16 protein-coding genes are annotated in these 19,542 nt (G+C 62.4%); 11 read left to right on the top strand and 5 right to left on the bottom strand.

The features are described 5' to 3' along the window. Positions 1-3: 3 nt before the first annotated feature. Positions 4-1,530, bottom strand: a complete 1,527-nt coding sequence (locus N0P34_RS15250; RefSeq protein ID WP_275604075.1) for a HAMP domain-containing sensor histidine kinase — start codon at positions 1,528-1,530, stop codon at positions 4-6. 279 nt (positions 1,531-1,809) lie between these two features. Here N0P34_RS15250 and N0P34_RS15245 point away from each other — a divergent pair, with 279 nt between their 5' ends. Then, positions 1,810-2,295 (top strand): Lrp/AsnC family transcriptional regulator, encoded by a 486-nt coding sequence (locus tag N0P34_RS15245; RefSeq protein ID WP_275604074.1) that lies wholly within the window; start codon positions 1,810-1,812, stop codon positions 2,293-2,295. 119 nt (positions 2,296-2,414) lie between these two features. Here the strand turns inward: N0P34_RS15245 and moaA are convergent, their stop codons facing one another. Both moaA and N0P34_RS15235 read right to left on the bottom strand, forming a co-directional pair. Continuing rightward, positions 2,415-3,434 carry a GTP 3',8-cyclase MoaA gene (moaA, locus tag N0P34_RS15240; RefSeq protein WP_275604073.1) on the bottom strand — a complete coding sequence of 340 codons (1,020 nt, stop codon included), beginning with the start codon at positions 3,432-3,434 and terminating at the stop codon, positions 2,415-2,417. 97 nt (positions 3,435-3,531) lie between these two features. Continuing rightward, positions 3,532-4,020 (bottom strand): L,D-transpeptidase, encoded by a 489-nt coding sequence (locus tag N0P34_RS15235; RefSeq protein WP_275606999.1) that lies wholly within the window; start codon positions 4,018-4,020, stop codon positions 3,532-3,534. A gap of 355 nt (positions 4,021-4,375) precedes the next feature. Here N0P34_RS15235 and rpiA point away from each other — a divergent pair, with 355 nt between their 5' ends. From rpiA to N0P34_RS15210, 5 genes are all read left to right on the top strand, one after another. Beyond that, positions 4,376-5,074 carry a ribose-5-phosphate isomerase RpiA gene (gene rpiA / locus N0P34_RS15230; protein WP_275604072.1) on the top strand — a complete coding sequence of 233 codons (699 nt, stop codon included), beginning with the start codon at positions 4,376-4,378 and terminating at the stop codon, positions 5,072-5,074. A 33-nt stretch (positions 5,075-5,107) separates the two neighbouring features. Beyond that, complete coding sequence (locus N0P34_RS15225) at positions 5,108-5,623, top strand: DUF2059 domain-containing protein (protein WP_275604071.1); 516 nt, start codon at positions 5,108-5,110, stop codon at positions 5,621-5,623. A gap of 102 nt (positions 5,624-5,725) precedes the next feature. Further along, on the top strand, positions 5,726-7,105 hold the full coding sequence (gor, locus tag N0P34_RS15220; RefSeq protein ID WP_275604070.1) for a glutathione-disulfide reductase: 1,380 nt from the start codon (positions 5,726-5,728) through the stop codon (positions 7,103-7,105). A 79-nt stretch (positions 7,106-7,184) separates the two neighbouring features. Beyond that, on the top strand, positions 7,185-8,558 hold the full coding sequence (locus tag N0P34_RS15215; protein WP_275604069.1) for a 3-deoxy-7-phosphoheptulonate synthase class II: 1,374 nt from the start codon (positions 7,185-7,187) through the stop codon (positions 8,556-8,558). Positions 8,559-8,665: 107 nt separating this feature from the next. Further along, positions 8,666-10,579 (top strand): PAS domain-containing protein, encoded by a 1,914-nt coding sequence (locus N0P34_RS15210; protein WP_275604068.1) that lies wholly within the window; start codon positions 8,666-8,668, stop codon positions 10,577-10,579. Between the two features lie 10 nt (positions 10,580-10,589). Here the strand turns inward: N0P34_RS15210 and N0P34_RS15205 are convergent, their stop codons facing one another. Further along, positions 10,590-11,018 carry a response regulator gene (locus tag N0P34_RS15205; protein WP_275604067.1) on the bottom strand — a complete coding sequence of 143 codons (429 nt, stop codon included), beginning with the start codon at positions 11,016-11,018 and terminating at the stop codon, positions 10,590-10,592. A 218-nt stretch (positions 11,019-11,236) separates the two neighbouring features. Between N0P34_RS15205 and N0P34_RS15200 the strand changes: the two genes are divergently transcribed. From N0P34_RS15200 to gltX, 3 genes are all read left to right on the top strand, one after another. Further along, positions 11,237-12,253 carry a hypothetical protein gene (locus N0P34_RS15200; RefSeq protein WP_275604066.1) on the top strand — a complete coding sequence of 339 codons (1,017 nt, stop codon included), beginning with the start codon at positions 11,237-11,239 and terminating at the stop codon, positions 12,251-12,253. 98 nt (positions 12,254-12,351) lie between these two features. Beyond that, complete coding sequence (locus N0P34_RS15195; protein ID WP_275606998.1) at positions 12,352-14,022, top strand: NAD+ synthase; 1,671 nt, start codon at positions 12,352-12,354, stop codon at positions 14,020-14,022. Further along, complete coding sequence (gltX, locus tag N0P34_RS15190) at positions 14,022-15,347, top strand: glutamate--tRNA ligase (RefSeq protein ID WP_275604065.1); 1,326 nt, start codon at positions 14,022-14,024, stop codon at positions 15,345-15,347. Before N0P34_RS15195 ends, gltX begins: the two co-directional genes overlap by 1 nt. Here gltX and N0P34_RS15185 read toward each other — a convergent pair. Next, positions 15,292-16,449, bottom strand: coding sequence for a DUF2865 domain-containing protein (locus tag N0P34_RS15185; protein WP_275604064.1), 1,158 nt, complete (start codon positions 16,447-16,449; stop codon positions 15,292-15,294). The two genes, gltX and N0P34_RS15185, sit on opposite strands and share 56 nt — an antisense overlap. A 140-nt stretch (positions 16,450-16,589) precedes the next feature. On the opposite strand from N0P34_RS15185, the gene N0P34_RS15180 reads away from it, so the two are divergent. Beyond that, positions 16,590-17,594, top strand: a complete 1,005-nt coding sequence (locus N0P34_RS15180; RefSeq protein WP_275604063.1) for a fumarylacetoacetate hydrolase family protein — start codon at positions 16,590-16,592, stop codon at positions 17,592-17,594. Positions 17,595-17,968: 374 nt separating this feature from the next. Continuing rightward, positions 17,969-19,384, top strand: a complete 1,416-nt coding sequence (gene cysS, locus N0P34_RS15175) for a cysteine--tRNA ligase (RefSeq protein ID WP_275604062.1) — start codon at positions 17,969-17,971, stop codon at positions 19,382-19,384. The last annotated feature ends 158 nt before the right edge of the window (positions 19,385-19,542 follow it).

Genomic DNA, 19,542 nt, shown 5'->3' with positions numbered 1-19,542 from the left:
GGATCAACCAGCTGCGGAGTAGATTTCGAGCTTGTTGCGGCGTTCGGTAACCGGGGCCAGTGCGTCCATCACCCGGGCTCGCGGGAAAGTGGCGATCACCTCGGTGCCGAAGCGCAGCTTGGAGAACAGGTCGAACCGGCCCTGGTGCAGATCCATGATCTTCTGAACGATCGGCAGGCCGAGGCCTGCCCCCTGTTCGGCTGTCTTGTGTGCCAATGAGCCCTGGCCGAACGACGACAGCACGGTTTCGATTTCGCCGTCGGGAATGCCCGGGCCGTTATCCTTGACCGAGATCAACTGCCCGCCATCGCCGCTACGCGCCACCACCAGGGTGACCTTGCCATGCTGGGGCGTGAACTTGATGGCGTTGCTCATCAGATTGAGGATCACCTGGCGGATGGCCCGCTCGTCGCCCCAGATTTTCGGCAGATTGTCGCCGGTACTGAACACCAGCTCGATCCCCTTGGCCTTGGCGCGCAATTCCATCATGCGGCGGCAATCGTCGGCGATGTCGATGATAGATACCGCTTCCTCGTGCAATTCGTACTTGCCCGCCTCGATGCGGCTGAGGTCGAGAAGCTCATTGATCAGATTGAGGAGATGCTGGCCGCTAGCGTGGATGTCGCCGGCATATTCCTTGTATTGCGGCACGTGATGCGGACCCAGCAGCTCCGATTTCAACACCTCGGAAAAGCCGATGATCGCATTGAGCGGGGTGCGCAGTTCATGGCTCATCGTCGCCAGGAACTGGCTCTTGGCAATATTGGCCTGCTCGGCATGTCGGCGGGCCTCGTCCGACATGTGACGCGCTTCCTCGAGTTCGGAGATCAGCGAGTCCTTTTCCGACTGATGCGAGATCGTCTCGAGTTCGGAGGAATAGAGCTGGCGCGCCAGGAACAGGAAGAATATCTCGCCGCAGATCACCACAGCCGCGAGGGTGTAGTTCACCGTGCCACCGAGAAGCAGCAAATTGATTGCGACCGTTGCCGTCACCGGCAAGGTGCTCATCAGCGTGGCGTGGGGCAGGGTGTGCGTGGCCACGGCATTGGCAGCGATGCTCACCAGCACCATGGCAAACATCACCGGCACGACGTCGCTGGGATTTGCGACGACTGTGCACAGGGCCAGCAGGGACAGGGCAATGCCGTAGAGCGTCTCTGCGGCTATGAAGCTCGTCGTCCATTTTGCGGCGTTGAACTTTGCGGGTTCGCTGCGGGCAAAGCGGCGCGCGACCAGCACCACGACGAGAAGGCTGGAGATGACGAGTGCGGCCCAGAAAGCCGAGAAAACGACCGGAACCCAGAAACTGGCGACGATGGCCAGGATGCACACGATGGCCGCCATGGGCAGCGCGGCGCCACGACGTGCGGCCGCATAGTCGTGCATCAGCTCGAAATCGAATTCAGCGCGCGTACCAGAGCTGCTGGTCAGCCGCTGACGCGCTTCCAGAACAGTCTTTTGGGCGGCGCGCTTGCCGTCGCGGCCCATGAGGGCACGGACGTCCGCGTCAATGGCCGAACGAGGCGGCATGAACTTTTACTCATTACTAACTCATGCGTCGGCACCAGGCCGCCGCTACGCACATGCCTGAACACTAGGGGAGCCGTGGTTAATAGGAGGTGAAGTTGCCGCTGCGAGCCGCAGCGCAGTGGCGCAAATGGCGAAATCATTGGTTAACGATGGGTAAGGGCAGGGCTTGATCTTTTCAGGCGCAATTTTATTGCGCTCGCCTGTCCAATATGGCACTAACTTGTGCGTGAACGCGGGATAAAATGCCCGTTTGGAAAATCTCATTTCGCTGGGGGCGATATGGCGCTCGACAAGATTGATCGAAAAATTCTGACGCTCCTGCAGAAGGATGCCACCATGCCGGTGGCCGAGATCGGTCGCAAGGTGGGGCTGTCCACCACCCCGTGCTGGCGCCGCATCCAGAAAATGGAAGAGGACGGCGTCATCCAGCGCCGCGTCGCCGTGCTCGACCCGGTCAAGGTCAATGTCGGCGTCACCGTCTTCGTCTCGGTCAAGACCAATGAGCACAATGACGGCTGGATGCGCAAATTCTCCGGCGTCATCGACGAATTCCCCGAAGTGGTGGAGTTCTATCGCATGAGCGGCGAAGTGGACTATCTGATGCGCGTGGTCGTTCCCGATATCGGCGCTTATGACGCTTTCTACAAAAAGCTCATCAGCAAGATCAATCTGACCGATGTCAGCTCGGCTTTCGCCATGGGCCAGATCAAATACACCACGGCGCTGCCGCTCGACTTCGCCATCGTGGTCGACGACGATAAATAAGCGCCGCGTTGCAGCTCTAGAGCGTTTCCAGGAAAAGTGGACACCACTTTTCCGGTTCGGAAGCGCGACAAACAGGGACTTGGAGTGATTTCATCGCGTCAACGACGCGGTGAAATGCTCTAGCCCCCCGTCACGCTCATATAGCGCGTCACGGCGGGCTCCGGTCGGCTGCGGTCGAGCAGGAAATCGTGGCCCTTGGGCTTGATCATCATGGCGTGATCCAGCGCCGCATCAAGCGCTTCCCGTCCGCCCTCGCGCAGGGCATGCCGCAGATCGACCTGATCGTCCTGCCCCAGGCACAGGAACAATTGCCCTGTCGCGGTCAGGCGCACGCGATTGCAGCTTTCACAAAAATTATGGCTCATCGGCGTGATGAAGCCCAGCACTCCGCCGGTCTCGGCCACCTGGACATAGCGCGCTGGGCCGCCCGTCCGTTTGTCGAGCCGGGTCAGGCTGTAGCGCTTTGCGAGGCTGTCATGCAGTTCGCGCAGCGGCAGGTAGGTATCGACCCGATCGATCCCGACCTCGCCAAGCGGCATGCCCTCGATCAGCGTCAGCCCCATGCCACGACCATGCGCCCAGGCCATCATCGGCTCGATCTCGTCGTCATTGACGCCGCGCATCGCGACCATGTTGATCTTGAGCTCGAGCCCGGCCGCCTGCGCCGCCTCGATCCCGGCCATGACGTCGCCAAGCCGGCCACGCCGGGTAATTTGGCGAAAACGTGCGTCATCGAGGCTGTCGAGCGAAACATTGATCCGCCGCACGCCGGCGGCGCGGAGCGCTGCGGCAGTCTTGGCCAGCTGGCTGCCATTGGTGGTGAGCGTCAACTCGTCCAGCCCGCCTCCGATATGGCGGCCGAGGCTTTCCACCAGCGCCATGATATCGCGCCGCACTAGCGGCTCGCCGCCCGTCAGCCGGATCTTGGTGGTTCCGCGCGCGATAAAGGCGGTGGCGATGGTTTCGATCTCCTCGAAACTCAGCACATCGCGCTTGGGCAGGAAAACCATGTCCTCGCCCATGCAGTAGACGCAGCGGAAATCGCACCGGTCCGTCACCGAAATGCGGAGGTAGCTGATGCGCCGGCCATAGGTGTCGATCAGGGGCCGGGCGGGGGCGAGGGGCAGGGGCGAATTCATGCCCTGAGTTTAGTGCTCCGCGGGCTCCCTGCAAAGGCCGGCGGCAAAACAAAAGGGCCGCCCCGAAGAGCGACCCTTTTCGTGAATTCTCGAAAGACTAGTGGTTGACCACGATCGTCGCGCCGACCTGCACGCGCTCGTAGAGATCGGTGATGTCGTCATTGGTCAGGCGGATGCACCCGGACGATACGGCCTGGCCGATGGACCATGGCTCGGAAGTGCCGTGGACGCGATAAAGCGTGGAGCCGATATAGAGCGCCCGCGCACCGAGGGGATTGTCAGGACCGCCGGGCATGAAGGCCGGAAGGTCGGGAACGCGCTTGCGCATGGCCGGGGGCGGGGTCCAGCCGGGCCACTCGGCCTTGCGGGTAATGCGGTGGGTGCCGGACCAGGTAAAGCCGTCGCGGCCCACGCCAATCCCATAGCGCATCGCCTTGCCACCCTCGAGGACCAGGTACAGGCGGCGCTCACCGGTTTCGATCACCAATGTGCCGGGCTTGTGACGGGTCTCGTAATCGACGACCTGCTTCTTGATCGCACTTCCGCGGCGGTTGCGGGTCTGAACTTCAGACTGTTCTTCCCACATGCTGGTGTCGAAATTGTACACTCTGGCTGCCCAGGTTGGCGTGACCAACCCCACAGACAACAGGATCGACAGCCCCACTGCCATCACTGTCTTAATGAACTTCATGCTTACCCTCGGCCTCTGCAGGAATGCGACCATCTGATTCGGGATGGTGCGATTGCGCTCATTACGCCCACTGACTGTAGGCGAAAAGTGTTAAAGGACATGTTTTCGCCATAACCGTGTCAGGCTTGCCATATTGTGTTGCTGGCCAGTTACACTCCAATTCACCATTACGTGAGTGTTTCCCTGGGGGCGGTCTTGACAGTACAGCGTGCCGTAGTCATTCACGGCCCAGTTCAAGGGGATTGCAACGATGAGCGAAACACTCAAGCGCGAGGCGGCCGCAATGGCCCTGACGGAAGTTCGGGAGGGCATGCGGCTCGGCTTGGGCACCGGCTCTACGGCGCGCCACTTCGTTGATCTGCTCGGCGAAAAAGTGGCCCAGGGACTGCAAGTGATCTGCGTTCCGACCTCTGAGGCGACCGCACGCCAGGCTCTGGAACTGAACATCCCCCTTTCCGATCTCGACACGCTTGATCGCCTGGATCTCACCGTGGATGGCGCGGACGAAATCGATCCCGACTTCAACCTCATCAAAGGCGGTGGCGGCGCGCTGCTGCGCGAAAAGATCGTCGCGGCGGCCTCGGACGCCATGATCGTCATCGCCGACGCCAGCAAGCTGGTGGAAACGCTGGGCCGGTTTCCGCTGCCCATCGAAGTCAACCGCTTCGGCCTGCGCGCGACGCGCCACAGCGTCGAGCAAGTAATCGCTGCCCACGGGGCAGAGGGTGGCCTGCGCTTGCGCGGTGAGGATCAGGGCTCGCCATTCGTCACCGATGGCGGCCACCTCATTCTGGACGCTTTTTTTGGCCGTATTTCACAGCCAGAAGCGCTTTCGCGCGACCTGCTGGACATTCCGGGCGTAGTCCAGCATGGACTTTTCCTCAATATGTGCAGCAAGGCTTATGTGGCGACGCCAGATGGCGTAAAAACACTCGTCAAAGGCAACTGACCGAGCGTGGATCGGCAAAAGATGGGCAATTGGATGACTATGGATTTGATGCGCGGCGCCAAGACAATCATTGCCGCAGTTATGACAGCTGGTTTGATCGGTCTTTCTGTTCCGGCCATTGCACAGGAAGTGCCGCCCGAACAGCTGGCCTTGGCGCGCAAATATATCGACCTCACCGACCGCGCCTCGGTCTATGAAGTCGCCGTCGTCGAGACCGGCATCGAAACGATGCAGCAGATCGTCACGCAGAACCCTGAAATTCTGCAGCAGACCGACGAGGCCATCACCAAGGTCATCCAGGAGTATAATGGCCGCAAGGGCGAGCTCCTGGATCAGTTTGCCCGCGTCTATGCCACGCGCTTCTCCATCGACGAGCTGCGGGAAATTGTGGCCTTCTATGAATCGGCGACCGGCCAGAAGCTGGCGCAGGCCAATTCCGAGCTGAACACGGATCTGCAGCGCGTCATGCAGGTGTTCAACAACAACCTCAAGCGTGAATTCTTCGCCAAGGTGCGCTCCGAACTGCGCACCAAGGGCATCGAGCTCTAAGGCCCGTCGCGGTCACCGGACCCCGCCTTGTGCGGGGTCTTTTTTTATGGCAAGCCGACGCCAATATATATCGGTAAGAAACGATGAAGGAGCTTGGCCGCGATGGCTTATGATTACGATCTTCTGGTCATCGGGGCGGGATCGGGCGGTGTGCGCGCCGCGCGAATGGCCGCAACCTATGGCGCTAAGGTCGCCATCGTCGAGGAATTCCGCATTGGCGGCACCTGCGTCATTCGGGGTTGCGTCCCCAAGAAGCTCTATGTCTACGCCTCGCGTTTCCGGGATCAGTTCGAGATTGCCGACAGTTTTGGCTGGCAGGTCGATGCCAGCTTCGACTGGCCGACCCTTGTCGCCAACAAGGAAAAGGAAATCACCCGGCTCGAGTCCGCCTATACCGCGAACCTGGAAAAGCCCGGCGTCGAGATCATCCGGGATCGGGCCGTTGTCACCGGCACCAACGCCATCCGCCTGGCGGGAGCGGGCCGCGACCTCACGGCGAAATATCTCCTCGTCGCCACCGGCGGGCGTCCCTATTTCCCCGATATTCCGGGTGCCGAGTTCGGTATCTCTTCCAATGAAGCCTTCGACCTGCCGAAACTTCCCAGGTCCATCCTGATCGAGGGCGGGGGCTATATCGCGGTCGAGTTCGCGACCATTTTCGCCGGGCTGGGCGTCGACACCACAATCGTCTATCGCGGCGATTGCGTCCTGCGCGGCTTTGACGAGGACATGCGTCGCGGCCTTGAGGCCGGCCTTACCACGCGCGGCGTCCGCCTGACCTATCAGACCAAGATCGCTTCGCTTTCCAAGATGGGCGACGCCATCCACGCCACCTTCAGCGACGGCGTCACCGCCCCCTATGATGTCGTGATGTTCGCCACCGGCCGCGTCGCCAATGTCGAGGGCCTCGGCCTCGAAACCGCCGGCGTTGCGCTCAACGAAGACGGCACCATCGCTGTCGATGCCTATTCGCAGACCTCCGTGCCCTCCATCTACGCTGTCGGCGACGTCACCGGGCGGGCACAACTGACGCCGGTCGCCATTCGCGAAGGCTGGTACTTCGCCGAGACCGTCTTCAACGACAATCCCCTGGCCGTCGATCACTCAGTGATCCCGACCGCAGTCTTTGCCGAGCCTGAAATCGGCGTCGTCGGCCTCACCGAGACCGAGGCGGCAACGCATGGCGATGTCGATGTCTATCTCGCCCGCTTCCGCCCGATGCAAAATACGCTCTCGACCAAGTCCGACCGGATGATCTTCAAGCTGATCACCGAGAAAGACGGCGGCAAGGTGCTCGGCGTCCACATCCTGGGCCCTGGCGCGGCCGAAATGATCCAGCTCGTCGCCGTCGCGGTGGGCATGGGGGCGACCAAGGCCGATCTCGACCGGACCATCGCCCTGCATCCTTCGGCAGCCGAAGAACTGGTGACGTTCAAGGCTCCGAGCTACGTCTATCGAAACTGTCAGAAGATTGGCGGCTGATCCTTTGCGCTTGGCAGGGCGGCACCAGCTTGCTAGACCGCCAGCAAGCGCCAATGCACCTGTGTGAGCGAGACTGAACATGACCACTTGGACCCCCAGCAGCTGGCGCGATAAGCCCCTCCATCAGGTGCCGGCCTATCCCGATCCCGTCGCCCTCGCTGAGGCCGAGCGTCAACTGGCCACTTTCCCGCCGCTGGTCTTTGCCGGCGAGGCGCGCGAACTCAAGGCGCGGCTTGCCGCCGTCGCCCGTGGCGAGGCCTTCCTGCTCCAGGGCGGCGACTGCGCCGAGAGCTTTGCCGAACACGGCGCCGACCACATCCGCGACTTCTTCCGCGTCTTCCTGCAGATGGCCGTGGTCCTGACCCATGGTGCCGCCAAGCCCGTGGTCAAGGTCGGCCGCGTCGCCGGCCAGTTCGCCAAGCCGCGCTCGGCGGATACGGAAATCATCGATGGGGTCGAGCTGCCGAGCTATCGCGGCGATATCATCAACGCCATCGAGTTCACCGAAGCCTCCCGCGTTCCCGATCCGGACCGCATGCTGCAGGCCTATCGCCAGTCGGCGGCCACGCTCAATCTGCTGCGCGCCTTCTCTATGGGCGGCTATGCCGAGCTGACGCGCATCCACGAATGGACCATGGGCTTCATGAAGGGGTCGAACTGGAATGTTCGCTTCGAGGAAGTGGCGCGCAAGATCGACGACGCCATCACCTTCATGTCCGCTCTGGGCATCAATCCGGAAAATACTCCGGCGCTCAAGCAGACCAGCTTCTACACCAGCCATGAGGCCCTTCTCCTCGGCTATGAGGAAGCGCTGACCCGTCGCGACAGCATCACCAATGACTGGTACGCCACCTCTGGTCATATGCTCTGGATCGGCGACCGTACCCGCCAGCCCGATGCCGGTCATGTCGAGTTTTTCGCCGGCATCAACAATCCCATCGGCCTCAAGTGCGGCCCAAGCCTGAGCAATGACGATCTGCTGCGCCTGCTCGATCGGCTCAACCCCACCGACGAGGCCGGCCGCATCACGCTGATTTCGCGTTTCGGCGCTGACAAGGTCCAGGAGCATCTGCCGCGCCTGATCGAGACCGTCCAGCGCGCCGGTCGTACCGTCGTCTGGTGCTGCGACCCCATGCACGGCAACACCATCAAGGCTTCCACAGGCTTCAAGACCCGTCCGTTCGACCGCGTCCTGGGCGAGGTGAAGAACTTCTTCCAGGTTCACCGCGAGATGGGGACCTATGCCGGCGGCGTTCATATCGAGATGACCGGCGACGATGTCACCGAATGCGTCGGCGGGCTCTCGGCAGTCACCGAGGCAACTCTGTCGGACCGCTACAACACCTATTGCGACCCACGCCTCAACGCCAGCCAGGCCCTCGAGCTTGCTTTCCTCGTGGCCGAGGAAGTCCATGCGGAAAAGCCCGTACCGCATCGATTGGCGGGCGAATAGGCGGGCCATCGCCTGAACTTAAGATAGGGCCGTGCGTTGTGAAATCTGCGCGCGGCCCAAATTCTTGCCGACTTGCCCCCACCGATCGCTCTTGATGTGAGTAGTTGATGCCCAAGTCTCTGTTTCCAAATGCTTCGCAGGAACGACGCGCGGAGCTGGAGCGTGATCCCACAGTAAAACTGCTGAACGAATTCGACTGGGGCACCACCTCGCTCGGCGCCATCCCCGATTGGCCTGAGAGCCTCAAGGGCGCTGTTCGCCTGGTCATGGTCGGGTCGACCGCGATGGTCATGATGGTGGGGCGTGAAGGCCTGCTCATCTACAATGACGCCTATGCCCGCTTTGCCGGCCAGCGCCATCCCGACATTTTCGGCATGCCGGCGCTCAAGGCATGGCCGGAGATTGCCGAGTTCAATCACAACAATATCGAGCGCGGGCTGCGCGGCGAGTCCTATGCCCTGCGCGACCAGGAACTGGTCCTCAACCGCCACGGCCAGATGGAGTCGGGCTGGATGGACCTGCACTACTCCCCCATTGTCGGCGACGACGGACAGTCCATGGGCACGCTCTGCGTCGTGCATGAAACGACTGACCGCGTTCTCGCCAAGAAGGCCCTTGCCCGCAGCGAGGAGCGGCTGTCCATGGCCCTCTCCAGTTCCGCCCTGGTGGGCACCTGGGACTGGAATGTCATCGACAATATCGTCACCTCCGACGATCAGTTTGCCCGCATGTACAATGTCGACCCGCAGCAGGCCGGGCTCGGCGTCCCGATAGAGCAATATCTCCTCGCCATCGATCATGAGGATCTTCCCCGCGTCGGCGCAGAATTACGCCGGGCGGTGGATGAGGTTGGCGATTTTCAGGTCGAATATCGCGTTGTCGCGCCCGACGGCACGCGGCGCTGGCTGATGACCTCGGGTCGGCCCCGGGTCGATGCCGAGGGTCGGGTCTATCGCTTCCCCGGCGTAGCGATCGACGTGACGGACCAGCGTCGGGCCGCCGATGCATTGGCCGAGAGCGAATTGCGTTTCCGCACGCTCGCCGACACCATGCCGCAAATGGTGTGGTCAGCGCGGCCGGACGGTTACCATGAATATTTCAACGCCCGCTGGTACGAGTTCACCGGGGTCAACCCGGGCCATACCGATGGCCACGGCTGGCGTGAGATCTGCCATCCGGACGACCGTGCGCATAGCGACGCGGTCTGGGCCCGCTCGCTGGAAACAGGCGAGCCATACCAGGTGGAATATCGCTTGCGCCACCACTCCGGCGAGTATCGCTGGGCCCTTGGCCTGGCCCTGCCCATTCGTGACGCCAACGGCGAAATCACCCGCTGGATCGGCACCTGCACGGACATCAACGATTCTCGTCGCGCCGCTGAAGAGCGTGAGCTGATCGCGCAGGAGCTCAGCCACCGCATCAAGAACATCTTTGCCGTGCTCATCGGCATTGTGAGCCTGTCGGCGCGTGGCCAGCCCGCGGTAAAGGAATTTGCCGACCAATTGCGCCACCGCATCTACGCGCTCGGCGAAGCCCATGACTTTGTGCGCCCCCAGGGCCATATCACCGGATTGGCAGCGGGGGAGGGGACCTTGTGGGCCCTCACCGCCCGTCTGATGAAACCCTATGAGGTCGATGGCGCCAGCCGGATAATTTTCACGGGTGAAGACACGGCCATCGACGATGCAGCCGCCACCCCTCTCGCTCTGCTCTTTCACGAACTCGCGACCAACGCGGCAAAATACGGTGCCCTAAGCCGGGGCGAGGGGCGGATCCAGATCACCGGACGCAAAGAGGGCGATAACTATTGCCTGACATGGACCGAGCTGAATGGCCCGACGATCATCGAGCCTGTCAATGAGGGCGGGTTTGGTTCGAAATTGATCGGCCTGTCGGTTGAAGGGCAATTGCGCGGTTCAATCGTGCGGCACTGGAACCGGGAAGGTCTGGTTGTCGATCTGATCCTGCCGCTGGATTCGCTGACCCGGTCCAATCGACTGCAGCCACGACCGACCCCCTAGCGGGAGCGCGTCAGTTCGGCAGAATATTGTTCATGTCCGACCAGTTGAACAGCTTGAGCCGGCGCGGAGGGGCCGCTGCAGCGGCGCGACGCCTCTGGATAGCGTAGTTGATCACTTCCTTGAGGTCCGCCTCGGCGACCGGCTTGGACAGGACGCCCACCGTGCCGGGGACGCCAGCACCGAGCTGTGCGGGATTGGCGGTGAGGAAGACCACGGTCACGCCGTGGGTCTGCGCCAGGATCTTGCCGATGTCCTGGCCGGTGGGGCCGTCCCGCAGATTGAGGTCGACAAGAGCGATCTCCGCTTGCGGAGCCAGACGCAGCGCCGTTCGCTGGTCGCCAGCAATCCCGACGGATTGATGACCCATATCGGCGATGATTTCCTCGATTTCGGAAGCGACGATGAACTCGTCTTCTACAATCAGGACACGGCTGGACATAGTGACAGGCTTTGGTTCTTCAACGGACGTATCTTGGGCAACTCACTAGCGCGACTAGGGTTGCGTCACGGCGGCGATTTGACGCGATTTCCCCAGATAATGCTCTTCTCGTATTACCAAAACACCAATCCCCCAATTCGTGCACCTTAGGGGAACATTAACCCTAATCGTTCAACTATTGCAAAGATATCGAGCAAGTATGGGCGCCGGAGGATCAGATGAAATTGGTGGCAAAATCCACGGTCGCGCTGTGTACACTCGCACTGGGCGGTCACGCTCTGGCGGCGGACTATTCCCCCCTTCGGCCTTCTTATCCCGATCAGTGGGCCACCAGCGAAGACAATCCACTGCGCTTCGAGATGGGTGTCCGCTATTGGTATTCCCTTGGCCGCCAGGAACATTCCATCGGCAGCTATACCGAAACGATGGATACCAAGACCCATTCGGGCGAAGCGTTCGTGCGCATCGACGATCAGTCCACCCGCTCCTATCTCGAGGCCACCGGCGGCTACGGCATTGCCCATGAGGGCACCTACGCCACCAATGGTGGGCCGGGAATGACCCTGCCGGCCGCGCGTCTGGGCTATGTAGGTGCCGATTTCGGCTGGCTGCCCCTTGGCACGGACGAGGCCAGCATCGGCTTTGTCACCGGCTATCAATACACCAATGACTCCCCCGATACCGGCCGGGCCAATTTCACCACGGCCAGAACCGCGACCGACATCACCTGGTCCGACACGACTGGCGCCTGGACCGTCGGCGGCGACAGCGAAATCAACAATTTTGACATCCATGCCCTCAAGATCGGCCTAGCCGGCAAGATCGACATGGGTGGCTTCGACATCACCGGCGAGGCGACGGCGACGCCCTATGCCTGGGTCAACGGGACCTACGGTGCCTATGGCCAGCCGCGCACGACCAATGGCGTCCAGACGGCGATCCAGTCCACCGCCACCCAGATCAATGGCCACGCCTATGGCGTCGGCGGCAAGCTGATGATGGGCTTCCGCCCCACGGACAATCTGGTTCTGCGCGTCGGCGCCAAGGCCTCCTATCTGCAGGGGCAATACGACGCCACCTATGAGCGGGCGACGATCACCCATCCGGTTGCCAATCCCAATCCGCCGCCCAATTACCTGGCGCCGACGCTGGGCCAGCAGACCTACATCATCAACAACAATCCGTTCTCCATGCTCCGCTACGGCGCGCTGTTCGAAATCGCTGGTCGCTTCTAGGCAGGCCGCCTCGCAGCGCTTGCCCTCAACCGGCCCAACGGCTAAGTCTTGCGCGCGACTGGCTTTGGTTGGTCGCTATCCGCAATAGTTAGGCCAGTATCGCCGTGACCGACCAGCTTCGAATTGCGCTCGCCCAGCTCAATCCCAAGGTGGGGGACCTCACCGGCAACCTCGCTCTGGCCCGACAGGCGCTCGCCGACGCGACCGCTGCCAAGGCCGATATCCTGCTGCTCTCCGAGCTCTTCCTGACCGGCTATTTCCCGGACGATCTGCTGTTCAAGCCGCAATTCGTTACGGACGCGATCGCTGCGGCCCATGCGCTGGTGGCCGACACGGCCGGCACGGATGTGACGCTTATCCTGCCCACCATCTGGCAGGATGGCGATCACCTCTACAATGCGGTGGTCGTCGCCGAGCGCGGGGCGATCACGGCCACGCGCTACAAGCGCGAACTGCCCAATAACGACGTCTTCTACGAAAAACGCTATTTCAAGGCCGGTCCCTTGCCGTTCCCGGTGACCATTAAGGGCATTTCGGTCGGCATTCCCATCTGCGAGGACATCTGGCATTCGTGGGTCTGCGAGCATCTCGTGCGCGAGGGCGCCGAAATCCTGCTCTGCCCCAATGGCTCGCCCTATTGGACCAACAAGCAGCATGGTCGGAAAAACCTCGTACGCGCCCGCGTCGCCGAAGACGACGTGCCCATGCTCTACCTCAACCAGATCGGCGGCCAGGACGAGCTCGTCTATGACGGCGCCTCCTTCGCCATCGAGCCGGGCGATCGCCTGGTGTTGCAGGGCAAGTCCTTCGAGACCGACTTCATCGTCTCGGACTGGGCGCGCGGTGAAAACGGCTGGACCTGCACCAATGGCGTGGTCAACGAACTGACCTCTGTCGAGGAAGCCCCATGGCGCGCCGCCGTTCTCGGCCTGCGCGACTATGTCCACAAGAACGGCTTCTCCGAAGTGGTGCTTGGCCTTTCCGGCGGCATCGACAGCGCCGTGGTCGCGGCCATGGCGGTGGATGCCTTCGGGCCTGAAAAAGTCCACTGCCTCATGCTGCCCTATCGCTACACCTCCGAGGCAAGCCTCGCCGATGCCAGGGATTGCGCCGACGGCCTCGGCGTTCGCTATGACGTGGTGGCCATCGGCGCGCCGGTGGATCATGCTCTGGCCGAACTCGCGCCCGTCTTCGGCAATCGCCCGCTCGATCTGGCCGAAGAAAACATCCAGTCGCGCATGCGCGGCACCATTCTCATGGCCGTCAGCAACAAGCTGGGGTCCATGCTGCTCACCACCGGCAACAAGTCGGAAATGGGCGTTGGCTACGCCACCATCTATGGCGACATGAACGGCGGCTACAATCCGCTCAAAGACATGTTCAAGATGCAGGTCTATGCGCTGGCTGACTGGCGCAACAAGAACCTGCCGGGCGATTGCCTCGGCAAGTCCGGCCTCGTCATCCCGCAGTCCATCATCGACAAGGCGCCGAGCGCCGAACTGCGCCCCGACCAGACTGATCAGGACAGCCTGCCGCCCTATCCGGTGCTGGACGATATCCTCACCTGCATGGTCGAAGAGGAAATGGCCCTCGGGGATATCGTGGCGCGCGGCCATGACCCGGCGCTGGTCAAGCGCATTGAGCGCCTGGTCAACATCGCCGAATACAAGCGCCGCCAGTCCGCGCCTGGACCAAAGCTCTCGCCCAAGGCATTCGGCCTCGGGCGCAGATACCCGATTACCAACGGCTATAAGGATTTGACCGTCTGATGACAGTCGTACGCTGGGCACCGTCCCCCACTGGCCGCATTCACCTTGGCAATGCGCGGCCGGCGCTGCTGAACTGGTTCTTCGCCCGCCGCAATGGTGGCCGCTACATCCTGCGCATGGATGATACCGATCACGCCCGCTCCACCCGAGCCTTCGCCGATGGCATCGAGGAAGATCTGGCCTGGCTCGGTGTCGTGCCGGATCTGCTCGTCCGCCAGTCCGAGCGCACCGATCTTTATGACGCTGCCCGCGACAAGCTGATCGCCTCCGGCCGGCTTTATGCCTGCTACGAAACCGAGGAAGAGCTCGACCGCAAGCGCGCCCGGGCCCGCCTCCTCGGCAAGCCCCCGATCTATGATCGTGCTGCGCTCGAGCTCAGCGCCGAGGACCGCGCCCGCCTCGAAGCCGAAGGCCGCAAGCCCCATTGGCGTTTCAAGCTCGATGGTCGTCCGGTTCAGTTCAATGACCTGATCAAGGGTGCCCAGACGGTCAACACCGCGTCCATGTCGGACCCGGTCCTGATCCGCGCCGATGGCAGCTATCTCTACACGCTGCCCTCCGTGGTGGACGACATCGACCTTGGCGTAACCCATGTCATCCGCGGCGAGGACCACGTCTCCAATACCGGTACGCAGATCGAGATCATCGAGGCCCTGGGCGGCGCGATCCCCCAGTTCGCCCACCACAATCTCCTCACCGATGCGCAGGGGCAGGGCTTCTCCAAGCGCCTCGGCTCCCAGTCCATCGCCGATTTCCGCGCCGAGGGCTACGAGCCGATGGCCATCGCCATCATGGCGACCCTCACCGGCACCAGCCTGCCCATCGAACCCTATGCCGGCCTCGATGACATTGCTGCTCGGCTCGAGCTTTCCATGATCTCCCATGGCGCTGCTCGTTTCGATCCCGCCGAGCTCGATGGGCTCAACGCCCGCCTCGTCCACGCCTTGAGTTACGAACAAGCTGCGCCACGTCTCTCCGCCCTCGGTCTTGAAGGCGAAGCCATCTGGATGCTGCTGCGCGAAAATCTTGTGCGCTTCGGCGACATTGCCGAGTGGTCAAAGCTCGTCACTGGCCCGGTCGAGCCGGCCTACGCGCCGGAAGATCGTGACTTCCTGGCGCTTGCCAAGGCCCTGCTGCCGCCCGACCCCTGGGACGACACCACTTGGAGCAAATGGACCGATGCGCTCAAGACCGCGACCGGTCGCAAGGGCAAGGCACTGTTCATGCCGCTTCGCCTGGCGCTGACGGGCCGCTCGGATGGCCCCGAGCTCAAGAGCCTGCTCGTCCTGCTTGGGCGTACGGAGTGTCTGGCCCGACTACCCTGACGGCCTTCTCGCCGAAATGGACGATCCGCAATTCGGTTTCGTTCGACGCCGTGTTGGCCGATGGCCGCACGGCGATTTCGCCGGGACCGGCCGGACGCGGGCGGGGCAGGGGCACATCCACCAGCGCCACCGTGTCCACGGCAGCGGGCGTCGCCACTGCGGCCACCGTCACAGGCACGACACCGCGCGGATCGCGCAGGGGCAGGGGGAAGCTTGCCCCGGCAATCTCGATCATCGCCCGGCCGCTGCCGTCCTCGCCATCGGCCAGCGTCACCGTCCCGTCCGATTTGGGCGCCACCCGGCAGCTCGCATCGCTGTCGAATTTGGTGCGATAGGCAAAAGCCGTCCCCAGCGATGTATAGGGCGTGCCGCCCATATTGCGCATCTGCTCCGGCTCCTGGCCGGGATTGTCGTAATAATAGAGTTCTACTGGGGTATTGGGACACATCGCCTGGCATTGCTGGGCGTCATTGCCGATATAATCGGTCAGCGTCGAATAGCTGATGGGCCAGAAATACCCGTCGCTGAGGCGCACGCAGACGGTCCGCACCGTGGAGTAGCCCTGATAGCCCCAATAGTCCCCGCCATCGACGAAATCGCCGTCGGTGAAATCGCCTTCCGAGGTCGTGCCGAAAATGCGGTCGAAAACCGACTGCCGGTCCTGGTTGAAGGTCGCGCTCGAGCCGGCATTGCAGCCGAATCGCGCCATTTCCTGCAGGATCGCTTCACGCTGCTGCGCCACGGCGCCGGCCGTTTCAACCGACTGGGCGACCTGCGCATATTGATCGCGCAGCCGCAGCACGGCCCGTCCGACGTCCTGGCATTGGGGCGTCAGCGTCCGCCCCGCCTTGGCATCGTCATTACAGCCCTGGCGGATATACTGGCTTTCGGCATTCTGCACCTGGCGGGCCAGGTCGCGCACCGCCTGCGAATTGTTCTGCAGCTGGCGGAAATCGCCATTGCGGTCGAACTGGCGCAAGGCGCTCTCGAGCTGGCGGCATTGGGCGGCCTGCGCATGGGCAGTCTGGACGTCCAATGTGAACATGGCCGCTGCCAAAAGGAGAAGCACCAGGGCGCGAGCGCCGGTAGAACTGAAAATCACTGTGTCGTCCTGTTCGCCAGCCGCAACTTCTGGCCTTGTGCCGCCTTAAGACATCGCTAGGGCAGATGGCAACATTATAGCGACGAGGTTGCACGGCGATATCGCCTGAGAGCAACACTATTCCGGGAGATGTGCCCCTTATGAAACTCGCAACGTTGCGCTCCGCGCGGCCCGATGGCCAGCTCGTGGTCGTCTCGAAGGATGGAACGCGCTTCGTTTCCGCCGGGCGCATCGCGCCTTACCTCCAGGCCGCCCTCGATGATTGGGACAATGCCGCGCCCGCGCTCGAGGCCCTTGCCGTCGAACTCGACACCGGCGCCATCGCCGGCCAGGCTTTCGACAGCGCCGCTGCCCTTGCGCCTTTGCCGCGCGCCTATCAGTGGATCGATGGGTCCGGCTATATGGGCCATCTCGAGCGGGTACGATCGCTCAAGGGCAGCAAGGATGAGGAGCTCCAGTCCGTCCGGCCGATGCTCTATCAAGGCGGCTCGGACACCATGCTGGCCCCGACCGATCCCATCATCGTTCCCGAAGACGACCTCGCCCTCGATTTCGAGGCGGAAGTCGCCATCTTCATCGGCGCCGTTCCCATGCGGCCAAGTCGGGAAGAGGCCGAGGCGGCGATCCGCCTTGTCACCATCTGCAACGACGTTTCCCTGCGCCGCCTCGTCGCCGACGATCTTCAAAACGGCTTTGGCTTTTTCCATGCCAAGCCATCCACAGTTTTTGCGCCCTTCGCCATGACGCTGGCCGCACTCGGCGACAATTGGCGCAACAACCGGCTGCACCTGCCTCTCCGCGTCGAGGTCAACGGCACGCTCTATGGCCAACCCAATGCCGGCATCGACGTGCATTTCGATTTCATCGACATGATCCTCGAGGCCGCCCGCACCCGCCGCCTGTCCGCGGGAACCATCATCGGTTCGGGCACGATCGCCAATCGACACGACGAAACCCTGCCGATCAAGGAAAACGGCATCGGCTTTGCCTGCATCGCCGAAGCGCGCACATCGGAAAAGGCCAAGTTCGGTGCCGCCCGCACGCCTTTTCTCAAGGCCGGCGATCGCCTGCGCATCGCCGCCATCGGCAAGGACGGGCAGTCGGTTTTCGGCGACATGGATAATCTCGTCCAGACGGCGGGATAGGCAGCGCTTGCGACGATAACATTCCCGTGTGGCCGTTGGGCGTTTCCCCTCGCCGTGCAAACGTCATCGCAGAGCATGTCGATGGGTGGCGTTGTCCCCCGGCGTGGCAAAGCCATCATCCCCCAAGGGTGATATTCGCCTCCAAAGCGAAATGGGCGGCCTCCGGGCCGCCCTCTTTTTGTTTTGAGCTTGATTTCTTGGGCGCGGGCGGTCACTCTCCGCCCCATGAAGACCCTTGTCGTTCAGATTACCGACTGCACCATTATTATCTGCTAACTGGAAATGTTGGCGGAGCGGTCTTCTTCATCCCGATAGGTTTTCAAGGATAGAGGCTCCCCGCCAGGACACCACGTCTGGCCATCAGGAAGCCTTCCATGAATTCGGCAAAGCCGCAGCTTTCTCTCTACAATACGCTCACCCGCACCAAGGCGCCCTTCGAGCCCATGGATGCCTCCAATGTGCGCATGTATGTCTGCGGCCCCACCGTCTATGACTTCGCCCATATCGGCAATGCGCGCCCGGTCATCGTCTTCGATCTGCTGTTCCGCCTGCTGCGCCATGTCTATGGCGAGAGCCATGTCACCTATGTGCGCAACATCACCGACGTCGATGACAAGATCAACGCGCGCGCCCTGCGCGATTTCCCCGATCTGCCGCTCAACGACGCCATCCGCAAGGTCACCGAAAAGACCGAGACGCAGTTTCTCGCCGACGTGAAGGCGCTGGGCACGCTCGATCCCACCCATCAGCCTCGCGCCACCGAGAACATCGTCGAGATGCAGGTCCTGATTTCGGCCCTGCTCGAGCGCGGCCACGCCTATGCAACCTCGGGCGAAGTCCTGTTCGACACCCAGTCCATGCCTGATTACGGCCAGCTTTCCGGGCGTAATCTCGAGGACAATTTGGCCGGCGCGCGCATCGCCGTCGAGGCTCACAAGAAAAACCCTGCCGATTTCGTGCTCTGGAAACTCTCCTCCGACAATGAGCCGGGCTGGGACAGCCCCTGGGGCCGTGGCCGTCCCGGCTGGCACATCGAATGCTCGGCCATGTCCGAGCGCTATCTCGGCAAGACCTTTGATATCCACGGCGGCGGGCTCGACCTTATCTTCCCGCACCACGAAAACGAGATCGCCCAGTCCCGTTGCGCCCATGGCAGCCACTCCATGGCCAATGTTTGGATGCACAACGGGTTCCTGCAGGTCGAAGGTCAGAAAATGTCCAAGAGCCTGGGCAATTTCGTCACCATCAACGATCTGCTCCAGACCGGTGCCCTTGGCGGCCACGCCTGGCCCGGCGAAGTCCTGCGCCTCGCCATGCTGATGACCCATTACCGCGAGCCCATCGACTTCTCGTCCCGTCGTCTGGAGGAAGCCGAAGCCAAGCTGCGCGACTGGCAGCGCGCCGCCCGCAATGCGGACGCCCCGGCCTCCGAACCCGACGCCGACGTGATCACCGCGCTCGCCGACGATCTCGGTTTTCACCGCGCCAGCGTCGCGCTCGATGCTCTCGCCCGCCGTGCCAATCGCGGCGAGGCCGATGCCGCTGGGGCGCTCTCGGCGTCCCTCGTTTTCCTCGGCTTCACCCTCGATTCCGTCATCGGCTCCGATGAGAGTTGGGAGCCGCCCCAGCACATCGCCACCGCCATCGCCGAACGCCTTGACGCCCTCAACGCCAAGGATTTCTCCCGCGCCGACGCCATCCGCACCGACCTCGCCGCCCAGGGCATTGCCCTGCTCGATTACAAGGACGAAGCTGGCCAGCGCCAGACAAAGTGGGAAGTGAAGCGGTAATGACACCTGCCTCCACCCCTCACCCGTCTTGGCCTCCGGCCAATCCGCCCTCTCCCTCAAGGGGAGAGGGAAAGACGGTGCGTGGTGTGCATGCAGTGCTCCCTTCTCACTATGCTGCAAAAAATCGTAGTGTCCTCGCCACACACTCGGTGCCCCCT

Origin of the sequence: Devosia sp. FJ2-5-3, assembly GCF_029201545.1 — a bacterium.
Lineage (GTDB): Bacteria > Pseudomonadota > Alphaproteobacteria > Rhizobiales > Devosiaceae > Devosia.
Note: the sequence above shows the minus strand (reverse complement) of the source record. Positions and strands in the feature narration are given on the sequence as shown.